The organism is Lacihabitans sp. CCS-44 (assembly GCF_024343735.1).
Taxonomy (GTDB): Bacteria; Bacteroidota; Bacteroidia; order Cytophagales; family Spirosomataceae; genus Leadbetterella.
The window spans coordinates 42,874-54,817 of record NZ_RJUE01000061.1 but is presented as its reverse complement, the minus strand read 5'-3'; the positions used below and the strand labels follow the sequence as shown (position 1 = coordinate 54,817).

The 11,944-nt window shown below is 36.4% G+C and carries 14 protein-coding genes; 6 read left to right on the top strand and 8 right to left on the bottom strand.

The features are described 5' to 3' along the window. Window positions 1-3: 3 nt before the first annotated feature. From EGI26_RS16625 to EGI26_RS16610, 4 genes are all read right to left on the bottom strand, one after another. Window positions 4-957: a transketolase family protein gene (locus EGI26_RS16625; RefSeq protein ID WP_255080173.1), complete on the bottom strand. Its 954-nt coding sequence runs from the start codon at window positions 955-957 to the stop codon at window positions 4-6. A gap of 12 nt (window positions 958-969) precedes the next feature. Further along, on the bottom strand, window positions 970-1,527 hold the full coding sequence (locus EGI26_RS16620) for a DUF4276 family protein (protein ID WP_255080172.1): 558 nt from the start codon (window positions 1,525-1,527) through the stop codon (window positions 970-972). Next, entirely contained in the window at window positions 1,521-2,504 is a 984-nt protein-coding gene (locus tag EGI26_RS16615; protein WP_255080171.1) for an AAA family ATPase, read from the bottom strand. The genes EGI26_RS16620 and EGI26_RS16615 overlap by 7 nt, the downstream gene beginning before the upstream one ends. Window positions 2,505-2,623: 119 nt before the next feature. Continuing rightward, window positions 2,624-3,490, bottom strand: a complete 867-nt coding sequence (locus tag EGI26_RS16610) for a transketolase (RefSeq protein WP_255080170.1) — start codon at window positions 3,488-3,490, stop codon at window positions 2,624-2,626. Between the two features lie 254 nt (window positions 3,491-3,744). Here EGI26_RS16610 and EGI26_RS16605 point away from each other — a divergent pair, with 254 nt between their 5' ends. Beyond that, window positions 3,745-4,161, top strand: coding sequence for a hypothetical protein (locus EGI26_RS16605; protein WP_255080169.1), 417 nt, complete (start codon window positions 3,745-3,747; stop codon window positions 4,159-4,161). Here EGI26_RS16605 and bcp read toward each other — a convergent pair. The 3 genes from bcp to EGI26_RS16590 all read right to left on the bottom strand — a co-directional run bounded on the left by bcp (window position 4,158) and on the right by EGI26_RS16590 (window position 7,167). Then, window positions 4,158-4,607 (bottom strand): thioredoxin-dependent thiol peroxidase, encoded by a 450-nt coding sequence (bcp, locus tag EGI26_RS16600; RefSeq protein WP_255080168.1) that lies wholly within the window; start codon window positions 4,605-4,607, stop codon window positions 4,158-4,160. The two genes, EGI26_RS16605 and bcp, sit on opposite strands and share 4 nt — an antisense overlap. A gap of 82 nt (window positions 4,608-4,689) precedes the next feature. Then, the gene (locus tag EGI26_RS16595; RefSeq protein WP_255080167.1) at window positions 4,690-6,558 is read right to left on the bottom strand and encodes a M23 family metallopeptidase; all 1,869 of its coding nucleotides are present in this window, start codon (window positions 6,556-6,558) and stop codon (window positions 4,690-4,692) included. Next, window positions 6,559-7,167 carry a fumarylacetoacetate hydrolase family protein gene (locus tag EGI26_RS16590; protein WP_255080166.1) on the bottom strand — a complete coding sequence of 203 codons (609 nt, stop codon included), beginning with the start codon at window positions 7,165-7,167 and terminating at the stop codon, window positions 6,559-6,561. Between the two features lie 98 nt (window positions 7,168-7,265). On the opposite strand from EGI26_RS16590, the gene EGI26_RS16585 reads away from it, so the two are divergent. The 5 genes from EGI26_RS16585 (at window position 7,266) to EGI26_RS16565 (ending at window position 10,709) form a co-directional block, all read left to right on the top strand. After that, entirely contained in the window at window positions 7,266-8,102 is an 837-nt protein-coding gene (locus EGI26_RS16585; RefSeq protein WP_255080165.1) for a M48 family metallopeptidase, read from the top strand. 292 nt (window positions 8,103-8,394) lie between these two features. Further along, window positions 8,395-8,982, top strand: a complete 588-nt coding sequence (locus tag EGI26_RS16580; RefSeq protein WP_255080164.1) for a hypothetical protein — start codon at window positions 8,395-8,397, stop codon at window positions 8,980-8,982. A gap of 1 nt (window position 8,983) precedes the next feature. Beyond that, window positions 8,984-9,709 carry a hypothetical protein gene (locus EGI26_RS16575; RefSeq protein ID WP_255080163.1) on the top strand — a complete coding sequence of 242 codons (726 nt, stop codon included), beginning with the start codon at window positions 8,984-8,986 and terminating at the stop codon, window positions 9,707-9,709. Next, on the top strand, window positions 9,709-10,452 hold the full coding sequence (locus tag EGI26_RS16570) for a hypothetical protein (RefSeq protein WP_255080161.1): 744 nt from the start codon (window positions 9,709-9,711) through the stop codon (window positions 10,450-10,452). The genes EGI26_RS16575 and EGI26_RS16570 overlap by 1 nt, the downstream gene beginning before the upstream one ends. After that, the gene (locus EGI26_RS16565) at window positions 10,449-10,709 is read left to right on the top strand and encodes a hypothetical protein (protein ID WP_255080160.1); all 261 of its coding nucleotides are present in this window, start codon (window positions 10,449-10,451) and stop codon (window positions 10,707-10,709) included. Before EGI26_RS16570 ends, EGI26_RS16565 begins: the two co-directional genes overlap by 4 nt. A gap of 75 nt (window positions 10,710-10,784) precedes the next feature. Here the strand turns inward: EGI26_RS16565 and dnaJ are convergent, their stop codons facing one another. Further along, window positions 10,785-11,942 carry a molecular chaperone DnaJ gene (gene dnaJ, locus EGI26_RS16560; protein WP_255080159.1) on the bottom strand — a complete coding sequence of 386 codons (1,158 nt, stop codon included), beginning with the start codon at window positions 11,940-11,942 and terminating at the stop codon, window positions 10,785-10,787. Between the last annotated feature and the right edge of the window lie 2 nt (window positions 11,943-11,944).

Here is an 11,944-nt window from a genome sequence, read left to right as displayed (position 1 = left end):
AAACTATTTTCTTGCAATAACTTTTTTAACCGCTTCTATGATATTTTTAGAATCCAAACCGTATTTCACCATCAATTGCTCGGGCGTACCAGACTCTCCAAACGAATTATCAACAGCAATATATTCTTGAGGGGCCAAGAATTCTTTGGCCAATGTTTGAGCTACTGCGTCACCCAAGCCACCGTTTGCCTGGTGTTCTTCACAAGTCACTACACATTTGGTTTTCTTTACCGATTTCAAAATGGCAGCAGTATCCAACGGCTTGATAGTATGAATGTTGATGATTTCAGCATCAATTCCTTGCTCAGCCAAAACTTCTCCAGCCTTTATAGCTTCCCATACCAAATGGCCTGTCGCTATGATAGTTACGTCTTTTCCTTCATTCACCATCCAAGCCTTACCGATTTCGAATTTCTGATCTTCAGGAGTGAAAACTGGCACAACTGGGCGACCAAAACGCAAGTAAACTGGACCTTCAAAGTCAGCTACGGCTTTTGTAGCGGCTTTGGTTTGGTTATAGTCACATGGGTTAATTACTGTCATATTTGGCATGGCACGCATCATGGCGAGGTCTTCCAATATTTGGTGTGTCGCTCCGTCTTCACCTAGTGTAAGACCGGCGTGAGAAACCGCAATTTTAACGTTTTTGTCAGAATAAGCTATTGACTGACGGATTTGGTCATAAACTCTACCTGAGCCGAAATTGGCAAAAGTAGTGGCATAAGGAATTTTTCCGCCAATGGTCAAACCAGCTGCTATGCCCATCATGTTTGCCTCAGCGATACCTGTTTGGATAAAACGCTCAGAGTGATTTTTGATAAATGGAGCAATTTTGAGTGAACCTACTAAGTCAGCACACAAAGCCACTACATTTGGGTGGCTCTCACCCAGCTCAGTCATGGCATCACCAAAACCCGAGCGAGTATCTTTTGATTCTGTATATGTATATTTTTTCATCGTATTAAATTACTAATTAGATAATGATTTTAATTTTTTAATAAAATATTTTGCACTGTCACAATTTGGGTGTTTGGCTGCATTTTCGATTGAGAAGCCGTTTCTAAGCATCTTTTTTGCCAAAAAGGGTTTACTATTTCCAAATCCTTTCCCATTGTTTAAGCTTACAATTTCTCGAATTGGATTTTCAAACATTTCAGGTTTTTCGAATACCGCATCTTTGTTCAATAAACTAGAAAGTGCTTTACTATCAGCTAGATACCATGATTCTAATTCGGTATTTGCAATTACACAAATATCGTCTGATTTATCAAGGTCACTATTTGATTTCGTCTCAACTAAGCATTCATCTTTGTCAAGATCGAAAAAAGCAATGATTTTCTCAGCACCTTTGTCTACCATCAAATTTCTCCATTTTTGATACCTTCCAGCGAAAAACTGATTTTTTGAACCGGTTTCTTCAATGGCAATTAAATCGATATCTAAAGTTTGAAGCATTTTTCGAAACTCAGCACTTTGCAATATGATTTTTCCACTTTCATCCTCACAAATAATCCCCAATTTTACCACGGTAGCCCACCTCCAAGAGCATTAGAGAGCCAAGCTTCATCCATTTCAAGTCCGTGTGTATTGAATCCTTTTACTTGACTAATTTTGGTCTCGCCATCCTCTTTGTCCACTAAAATAATTTCTTCTGGAGTGAGTTGCGACACCAAAGTTTGAGAATGCGTATTTAGCCAGATATAATGACCCTTTTCCTCACAAGCATTTCTAAAGAAATTCACCAATTGCTTAATGACCTTTGGATGCAATCCATTCTCAGGCTCTTCAATACACAAAAACTGTGGTTCATCAGATTGATAAACAGCTGTCAATAAGGCAATAATATTATAAGTACCATCAGAAATCAATTCTTTATTAAAAGGTTTATCGTAATGTTTTTGATAAATCAACAAATCTTCATTACTACTAAATTGACTTTTCTGAACTTCAATTCTATCAAATTCCGGAATGAAAAGTGATAACCAATCGGAGATTTCTTCTCTGATTAATTCATCCTCTAGAAGTCTTTTAAGTACTTTTTCCAAGTTTTGACATGAATTTGAAAGCTTATTATTTGAATTATTGATAATTCTATTTATTCTTTCATTACCAACAAAAATCCTTGAAATTTTATTGAATACCTCAAAAGGTTTTAATTCACTAGAATCAAATTCGATGCTACCAACGTAAGAGGAAATGCAATCAATCTTACCTTCATAAATTTGTATTGATACGTCAAATTCAGCTGATTGATCTGTATCAAGATATTCAAAATTAATTGCAAAGTTATCTGGAATGGAGTTTTTATTAATAACTGAAGTCATGCCTCCAAAAAGGTCTAATGTTTCATTAAAATGTGAGAACTTAAGAATTTCCAAAGCCTCAAAAATATTAGATTTTCCACTTCCATTAGGCCCGACGAACACCGTAAAGGGGTTGGGTTCGTTGATGGTGATATCAACGATGGATTTGAAATTTTTAATATTTAAGCTCTTTATTTTCATTCTGTAATTTTCTCGCAAAGTCGCAAAGACGCTAAGGTTGTTCTTTTCTTTAAAACTATTGACTTCACATCAAATCTACTTATGCCTTTTGCCTCACTGCCTTGTTGCCTCCAAAAAAATCAATAATCAGCCAATGTTGAAGGTAACTGAGCCAATGCTGCCGCCAATTGTTCGTCATTTGGAGCAATCCCGTGCCATTTGTGGCTTCCCATCATGAAATCTACTCCAGCACCCATTTCAGTGTAAAGCAATATCATCACTGGTTGGCCTTTGCCAGTCAATCTTTTCGCTTTTCTTAGGCCTGCTATACAAGCTTCTATGTTATTGCCTTCTTTGATTTCCATTACGTTCCAGCCGAATGCTTTGTATTTGGCTTTAAGGTCACGGTTTGACATTACTTGCTCGGTAGAACCATCTATCTGCTGACCATTCAAGTCAATTATTCCTACCAAATTATCCACTTTGTGGTGTGGTGCAAACTGTGCTGCTTCCCATACTTGGCCTTCTTGCTGCTCACCGTCGCCCATCAAAACATAGACTAAGTTTTTGTCGCCATTTAGTTTTTTGGCCATTGCTGCTCCAATACCTACTGACATACCTTGACCCAATGAGCCAGAAGCAACTCTGATGCCCGGTAAGCCTTCGTGTGTTGTTGGGTGACCTTGAAGCCTTGAGTTCAACTTACGAAATGTACTCAATTCCTCTATTCCAAAATATCCTTTTCTTGCCAAAACCGAATAAAACAAAGGCGAAGTGTGGCCGTTGGAGAGGAAGAACAAGTCTTCGTCGATTCCGTCCATTTTAAATGAAATGTAGCCGCCCTTTCCTTTGCGGTTGTTGATTTTCATCTGTTGGAAATATAGTGCCACGACGATATCCGTGCAGCCTAATGATCCACCTGGGTGGCCGGACTTACAACCATGTACCATGCGTACGATGTCGCGTCTTACTTGGGTGGCAATGTCCTTGATTTCTGGGGTTTGCATTTAAGAATTAGAATTTTGTTAATAATCTTCACAAATTTATTAAAATATTGCTGCTAAGCCTATAAATGTTTGAAGATTAGCAAATATTTTATAATAAGTGTCAAATGTACACGTAAAAATCATTAAAACAAAATATGGAAGAACTAAATATAGTAAAATGTCTGATAAGCAATAGTTTGCATTTATTCCTAGCTATAAATATGCTGTTTGTGCAACGTTTACATCTGTATATCTTCTTTAATTAAAAATATAAAATGAAGGCAATCCTATTAGTTTTGGTTCTCGTAACCAATTACTCATTCGCACAATCTTCCAAAATTGATTCTTTGGTTGCCATTATAGAGCATGCAAATGTGGTTTCTGGTTATACAAAAGGTATCAATGGGATTATATCCGAGGAGTACCAAGCCTATAAAGGCCTGATAGAGATTTATAAAACTGAGGAGTTAATAGCTCTGTGCCAGCATCAAAACGCCTGTGTGAGGTGTTATGCTTTTTTGGCTCTTTTGAACAAAAACAGAACATTAGCTGAAGAAATTCTACTTAAGAATAGCATTGACAATGAGAAAGTTACACTAATAAATGGTTGTTTTGGGCAAAGGATTTCAGTTTCAGATTTCATGAAATCAAGAGGGCGAGAAATTGAAAACCCTTATGGTTTCAGATTTTAGGAAACAATTTGCTCTGAATGCCTCTTAGACTCCACTCTATCCACGATGTCGGTAATTATACCTTTTTCATCTATGATAAAAGTGGTTCTTAAAACTCCCATATAGGTTTTTCCGAAGGTAGTTTTTTCGGCCCAAACACCATAAGCATTCACCATTTTCATAGAAACGTCATCGAGCAAGTCGAATGGAAGATTGAATTTGGTTTGGAATTTTTTATGCGACTTGGCGGTATCTGTACTAACACCCAAAACTGTATAGCCTTTGGCCTGAAGAGCTACATAATTGTCTCTGAGATTACATGCTTGGGTTGTGCAGGTGGGTGTATTGTCTTTGGGATAAAAGTATAAAACTACTTTTTTACCAGCAAAATCGCTCAATTTCACTGTCTTTCCATCTTGGTTTATAGTTTCGAAGTTTGGGGCTTTTTGCCCTATCTCTAATTTCATTGTTTTTAATTTTACCGCTAGGTCGAAAAGATGTAGAGTTAATATTGCTTAACCGAATCTCTATTAGCTTTTAAAGATAATTTTATTTCTCTGTTATTTCTGTTTCAAAAGTTCCGACGTTTTCACAATTATCGGTTATTTTTAAAACTACTTTGCCTAAAAAAGGTTTTGAAGAGTCAAGTTTTTCTGACCAAATCATACCGTTTTTGTATTCGAAGTTCATTAATATCCATTCTTCATTTACATAACATTCAATAGTCTTTATACCTGATAAAGCGTCTGATATTCTGAATTTTAGACTTTCTTTGGTTAATGATTTAGGAGAAATAGCTGGAGAGTCCAAATCATAAAGGGTTTGAATTTTTCCAAATTCTCTGGTTTTGAAACTCAAATTTGTTCCCTGCCAGTCTCCGCCCAAAAACTTCATTTTACCTGCTTTTAAATAAGCCTTGTATTTGTCGGGATATGCTGGAAGGCTGTTTTTCTTCCAAACAATGTCGGCATAACCTTTCAATGGCACTATATCTTCATGAAGATTAAGTTCGGTGTCATTCACAATTATATTGAGAAATGCCTCGTCATAAAGTACATCTTTAAAGTCTGCTTTGAGGTTTTCTTTATTTATAAAAGGATTGGATTTTTTTAAAGCAGTGTTTACAGGCAGCATAATTTGTGCTCCATTGAGGGTTATAGACTCAGGGAATCCGAGTTTTAAATCTAAAACTTTAATTTTGGTTTGTCCAAGAATCTCATCAAAAGGTACTTGAGTTATTGAATTGCCTATTTGTAGCCCCAGACTATTGAATTCATTTGTTGGATCAGACACTTCAATTTTCAAGAAATTGTCCAGAATATCGGTTTTGATTTTGGCAGAAGAAATAATCGTCGAATTACGCTCTTTCTCTTGTATGATATTGAATTCAGCGAAAATAGTATTGGCAAAGGCATCGTTTACCCTCAATTCTACCAAATTTGTATCGTTTTCAATCTTAAATTTCCCAGATGATTCATTGGTTTTGTAAAAATCAAAAGTGTTGCCTTCTTCCACATAACACTTATGTATTTTCTGACCAGTTTTATTCATTTTCTCATAATTGGCATGAATATTCATGTCCAATTTATTATGAAAAGCCATTTTGTCAAGCCTGAAATTATAAACTGGTTTGTCGTTTACAACAAGGTTTATTTGGTTAACTCCTTGTCTAAATGGGCTATTGTTTGCTCTATCATAAGTTAGAACCTCAAGACCTAGCATCCCTTTTGCAGTAATTTTTTGAGGAATTCTATACAAACCATCCTTTCCTTTAATTACAGAGAAATTAAAAATCCCAAATTTGCCATTTATTCGAGCATCTGCTGACATACATTTGAGTGAAATCTGCTGAATTATTGGCGAAACATTGTCTTTTAATTCAGCAAAACCAAATTGTGAAGGATCAAGAACGTTTTCTTCTGCATCTCGAATTTCGAAATGTAAATGTGGGCCTGCCGAACCGCCTGTATTACCCGATAAAGCTATAATGTCACCTTTTTTTACCAAAAACTGATTCGGATTTAGTATTACATCTATCTCCCAAGTTTTCTGTTGGTATTGTTGGCTAACCAAATATTTCTGTAGCATATCATTGAAAACTTTTAGATGGGCATATAAAGTAGTTAGGCCATTGGGATGGGTAACATAAAGGGCATTCCCATAGCCTCCATTCTGAATTTTTATACGAGAAACATACCCTTCTGCAGCTGAATGTACGTTTTTGCCTTCCATCCCTCCAGTTCTTACATCCAATCCGGCATGAAAGTGATTGGTGCGAATGTCACCAAAACAACCTGATAATGAGGTGATTTGTCCAGGAGCAATGGGCATTATAAAGTAACCATGAGGGAACTTTTGCTGTGCAGAAACCGAAAAAGCTATTAAAACAAGAAAAATGCTAAACTTCAAAAACTTCATTTATTTTACTTCAAAATCAAACATCACACTGTCTTCTATTTTACCCACCAATCTATCTCCAATTTTTACGGCTGAGACACCAGCTGGTGTACCTGTAAATATCAAATCCCCTGTTTTAAGTGTAAAATATTGTGAGATAAAACTTATTAAATAATCAAATGAATAGAGCATCATGCTGGTATTTCCAGTTTGTTTTCTTTCTCCATTATTGTCTAACGAAAAGTTGATGTTTTGCATATCAAAACCTTCTTTTGAAACAAAATTTGAGATAGGAGCAGAATCATTAAAACCCTTTGCTAAATCCCAAGGTAGACCTTTTGCTTTGAGTTTTGATTGAATATCACGTGCCGTAAAATCTATACCAAGTCCTATTTCGTCGTAATATTTGTGAGCAAACTTCTCTTCAATATTTTTACCCATTTTGGACACTTTCAGAACTATTTCCACCTCATGATGAATGTCTTCAGAAAAATCTGGATAATAAAACGGTTCATTATTTTTTAAAAGAGCGGTTTCTGGTTTTGAAAAAATAACAGGTTGGTCTGGTCTTTCGTTATTGAGTTCGGCAATATGTTCAGCATAATTGCGTCCTACAGCTAATATTTTCATAAAATTAGAATTACTTTTTTTGCAAAAATAAGTCTAAGCAACTAAATGTATCAATTAATTTAGCGTTATTATCTTTCAAACAGTAAAATCCTTAAAAAATGAACAAAAAGTATAGAATAATTATTGGTTTTGTAGTGCTGATATCCTTTGTCTGGGCTTGTCAACGAGTACCGTTGACAGGTAGAAAACAAATGGTGGGCTTAGTCTCTGGCGATCAAATGATGGCCATGAGTTTTCAACAATACAAAGGTTTTTTGGATACAGTCAAACAAGTTCCGTCTAACAAATCCGACGCTAAAATGGTAGAAAGGGTTGGAGAAAGAATAAAAAAAGCTGCCGAGGACTACCTTATTCAGCAAAACCTTGGATACATGTTGGATGGCTACAATTGGGAGTTTAGAACAGTAGAAAGTAAAGAATTAAACGCTTGGTGTATGCCTGGTGGAAAAGTGGTTTTCTATACTGGAATACTACCCATTTGCAAATCAGAGGACGGCATAGCGGTAGTAATGGGGCATGAAGTAGCACACGCCATAGCCGAACACGGTAGGGAACGAATGAGCAGAGCAATGGTAGCACAAGGTCTTACTCAAGTAGGGGCAGCTGCAGCAGGAATTTATACTGGAGACCAGAGAGTTATGGAAATTGCGGGTCAGGTTTTAGGAGTTGGGACCACCCTTGGAGGCGTTCTTCCAAACAGCAGAAAACAAGAATCTGAGGCTGACAAAATTGGTTTGATTTTTATGGCCATGGCTGGGTATCAACCAAAAGAAGCTGTGGCTTTTTGGCAAAGAATGGCTGAAGCAGGCAAAAATTCTCAAAAACCACCAAAATTGCTTTCAACTCACCCAGCAGATGAAACGAGGATTGCTGAATTGGAAAAAAATATGGATAAAGCCATGAAGTATTATTATGCTTACGGTAATAAAAAATAGTACTTCAACTCCACTCAGTAACAGAAATTCGGCTCAGTTCGGCTTCGCTCAGTAACCGAGCTGGGACATTTCGGCTCCGCTCAATGTCTCAGATTAAAGAGTTAAAAGTTTCGTTGTTGAGGGATTTTAATCATTAAAAAATTCTTGGCTGATTATAGATGTCAAATTGAGCCTACATTTAGAAAAATCCTGTTAGAACTAAATTCTGATAGGATTTTTTTCTTTTTTATACCAAGCTTCAAGTTTGGAACGTTTATTGAATTATTATTCTATAAATCAAACATAAGCCTTGATGCATAAAATACTCTTGCTTTTCATTCTTTTTGTCGGGTTCACTTCTTGCCAAAAGTTTGAAAGCTTTCAAGAAAACGACCCGAGCTACGCAAGCGAGGGCTATTTCATAAAGACTTCACTCAGTGAATCGGACTTGAGCAACTTTAGAGTTGAAAAACCACTTCCAATTGAACAAATCTCAGACATGTATGTTGACGAAAAATACTTATATGTAGCAGATTATGCAAGAGGATTGCATATTTTTAAAAATCCTAAAGATGCCAAACCGGACCCGCTACTGTTTATAAATATTCCAGCATTGAGAAAGTTCACAGTAAAAGATGGATTCATCATTTGCGACAACGGCAATGACCTAATTTCATTTAAAATATCTGGCTTGAACTTAATAGGAAACTCTTCCCAAATAACAGACACTTTTGTAGCCAATAAAGCTAATTTTGGATTGGTAAATAGAAAAGCTAGTTTGTTTACATTTCCAAATTATCCAACCGAACGCAATATTTATTTCGAATGTCCTGATTCAGTAGATTTTGTGGTAGAATGGGAGAAAAAAGTAATTGATAAAAAACTAAATTGCTACCGTTAAAATGAGATATTTGATAATATTAGCTTTTTTCGCCTTAGTATCTTGCTCCAAAGTAGAAGAAATTGGCTCCTTACGTATTTTGGGAAGCAATACTGAACAGAACTTTTTCAATGAGACAACCAACAATCAGAACGTGTTTTTGAAAAAAAATGAAATGCACTTCCTAAACAATAGCTTTGTTTCCAATCTAAATTTGAGCAAATTCACGGCAGATTCCTTAGATATTGAACGAATTGCCGGAAGTTCCGATTCTCTTTTACTACTTAACAAAACTGGACTAAAAGCATATTTTACAAAAACGAATAAAACTGTTCAATTAAAAAACTATGCTTTTAGCATTTGTGACCAAATCGCACTTTTGGATAGCTTTGTAGTGGTATCACAAGGAAAAACAGCGTGCCAACCTGGTTTAGCAACAAAATATTCTCTTTTTAAAATAAATAAATTTACAGAACTTGTATATCTCAACCAATATCTTTCCGAATCGATAATCGACTTAAAAGTGATGAATAGAAAGATTTTCATGCTGGATGCAGGTGGGCTTTTGACTGTATATGAAATAAAAAACGGCTCTGAATTATCAAAAATAACTGAATTTTCGGTTTCCACTGGAGAATTCATTAGAGTTGTACCAAGTCTGAATAGAATATTGGTAAAAACCTTCAAAGGTATGGTTCAGTTGAGCTACGGCTCAAATAATAAATTGGAAAAAATAAACGAGATTTGATGAAGACTTTTTTAAAAATATTGGCTTTCAATCTATTGTTTATCAATGCGATGGCTCAGCTATATAATATCGAGACCAAGCCACTTTTCAATAAAAAACCTGTACAGTTTACCCATGTCCCGTTTCTTTTATTGCGTTTTAACCCCACTTCTCTGTTAGGTTATAACAACACGATACAATATGGTGCTGAATTGGCTCCTCCATTTGGTAAGTTCAGTTTTAGTTTTGACTATGGCAAGGGGAAGGGCTCACAGAACTTAAACAAATATGTAAGGAAAAATCAGGTAGAAAACATCAATACCGAATTCCGTGGTGAGTTAAAAATGTATTTTTCAGACTGGTTTCCATTTGCAGGATTAGACAAAAAACCCTTTGGAAGATACTATTCTGTAGAATATGTTCAAGGCAAGTATGATAGAACGGTAGAAATGGCCACTGGCATAGGTGGAGTTCAACTTCCATCCTATGCTAAATTTGATCTTGTGCCTTACACCGAAAAAGCTCAAACCATTCATTTCAAATTTGGTAAGCATATTCATTTGCATAAGCATTTGTTTTTGGATGCCTATGCGGGCTTAGGAATGGGAAAATATACAAGTATGGATGAGACAACCGACCCAGATGAATTGGAAATCATTCCTTTACACTTTGGATTTTTAAGCAATAAAACATTACGGCAGCCAGGCACAAAAGGCTTGTTTTTTAGTAAAACAGCAGGAATTAGAATAGTAGTACCTCTATGAAAAATTTATTAGTAATATTTATTTTGTTGGCAATGAGCTCATGTTGGGCACCTCGTTGTCCAATGAATACTTGCCATGTAAGAATGGAACATCAACACGACGATGTGGTGGCTGGTGTGTATTCTGGAAGATATTTGGTGCCCCCAAGGATTCATTTCTTTTGGGACAAAAAGAAAGGAGAGTCGGCACCAGATGCGATTTTAACCCCAAAAGGCTCAAAGAAAACTAAGAAGAAATATCCTTGGGAAAGGTGGTAGGCTTTTTGAAATACTAAAAATAAAAAGGCTTTGATTGTTGATAATCAAAGCCTTTTTTATGAATAAAAAAAAATCTTATTTAAAGAAATCTTTCATTTTATCAAAAATACTCTTGCCTTCTCCGCTCGCTTTTGGTTGAAAATTCGGTGAGTCTCTAAGCTTTTCAAGAAGAACTTTCTCCTCTGAACTCACAACTTTTGGCGTGTAAATATTTACGTAAATCAGCTGATCACCAGTACCATAGCCGTTGATATCTTTAAAACCCTTGCCTTTGAGTCTCAAAACTTCACCGGCCTGAGTTCCAGGTTTTATTTGGATTTTCACACGTCCGCCTACAACAGGAATCTCCACTTCTTTGCCCAAAACAGCATCAACAAAATTCAACGGAAGATCATAAATGATGTTGTTACCATCTCTTTTGAGTTGAGGATGTTCTTCTTCTTCTATTTGTATCAACAAATCTCCAGCTACTCCACCCCTAGCTGGCACATTGCCCTTGCCCGACATTGAAAGCTGCATACCTTCTGCTACTCCTGCTGGAATTTTGATTGAAATCATGTCCTCTTCCAGCACTCTACCTTCTCCAAAACAAGCCTCACATCTATCCAAGACCACTTTGCCTTCGCCATTACAAGTGTGGCAAGTGTTGGTAGTTACCATTTGACCCAACATGGTTTGCTGAACACGTCTTATCTGACCCGAGCCTTGGCAAGTACCACAAGTTTGTAGTGAAGTACCGTGCTTTGAGCCGTTTCCAGTACAAACTTTACAAGAAACGTAACGCTTAACTTTAATTTTTTTCTCTACGCCATTGGCTATTTCTTCAACGTTGAGTTTAAGTTTTATTCTCAAATCCGAACCTTTCCTTACAGCTTTTCTACTGCCTCCAGAGCGTCCACCACCTCCAAAGAAACTTCCGAATGGACTGCCGTCACCAAAAATGTCTCCAAATTGGCTGAAAATATCTTCCATGTTCACTCCACCTTGCCCACCAAAGCCACTGGCACCGCCAACACCTTCATGACCAAACCTGTCATATCTTGCCTTTTTGTCAGTATCTGACAAAACGCCATAAGCTTCAGCTATTTCCTTAAACTTCTCCTCAGCCTCTTTATCACCTGGATTTTTATCAGGGTGATATTTTATAGCGAGTTTTCTGTAAGCCTTTTTTAGTTCATCAGCACTGACGTTTTTGTCAACACCAAGTAAATCATAATAATCTTTTTTTGCCATAT

Excerpts from the sequence above, each read along its gene's own strand:
- EGI26_RS16585 (WP_255080165.1), top strand. The coding sequence starts at position 7,266 with ATGAACAAAAAGTATAGAATAATTATTGGTTTTGTAGTGCTGATATCC.
- EGI26_RS16570 (WP_255080161.1), top strand. The coding sequence starts at position 9,709 with ATGAAGACTTTTTTAAAAATATTGGCTTTCAATCTATTGTTTATCAAT.
- EGI26_RS16565 (WP_255080160.1), top strand. The coding sequence starts at position 10,449 with ATGAAAAATTTATTAGTAATATTTATTTTGTTGGCAATGAGCTCATGT.
- EGI26_RS16610 (WP_255080170.1), bottom strand. The coding sequence starts at position 3,490 with ATGCAAACCCCAGAAATCAAGGACATTGCCACCCAAGTAAGACGCGAC.
- EGI26_RS16590 (WP_255080166.1), bottom strand. The coding sequence starts at position 7,167 with ATGAAAATATTAGCTGTAGGACGCAATTATGCTGAACATATTGCCGAA.
- bcp (WP_255080168.1), bottom strand. The coding sequence starts at position 4,607 with ATGAAATTAGAGATAGGGCAAAAAGCCCCAAACTTCGAAACTATAAAC.
- EGI26_RS16595 (WP_255080167.1), bottom strand. The coding sequence starts at position 6,558 with ATGAAGTTTTTGAAGTTTAGCATTTTTCTTGTTTTAATAGCTTTTTCG.
- EGI26_RS16580 (WP_255080164.1), top strand. The coding sequence starts at position 8,395 with ATGCATAAAATACTCTTGCTTTTCATTCTTTTTGTCGGGTTCACTTCT.
- EGI26_RS16575 (WP_255080163.1), top strand. The coding sequence starts at position 8,984 with ATGAGATATTTGATAATATTAGCTTTTTTCGCCTTAGTATCTTGCTCC.
- dnaJ (WP_255080159.1), bottom strand. The coding sequence starts at position 11,942 with ATGGCAAAAAAAGATTATTATGATTTACTTGGTGTTGACAAAAACGTC.
- EGI26_RS16625 (WP_255080173.1), bottom strand. The coding sequence starts at position 957 with ATGAAAAAATATACATATACAGAATCAAAAGATACTCGCTCGGGTTTT.
- EGI26_RS16615 (WP_255080171.1), bottom strand. The coding sequence starts at position 2,504 with ATGAAAATAAAGAGCTTAAATATTAAAAATTTCAAATCCATCGTTGAT.
- EGI26_RS16605 (WP_255080169.1), top strand. The coding sequence starts at position 3,745 with ATGAAGGCAATCCTATTAGTTTTGGTTCTCGTAACCAATTACTCATTC.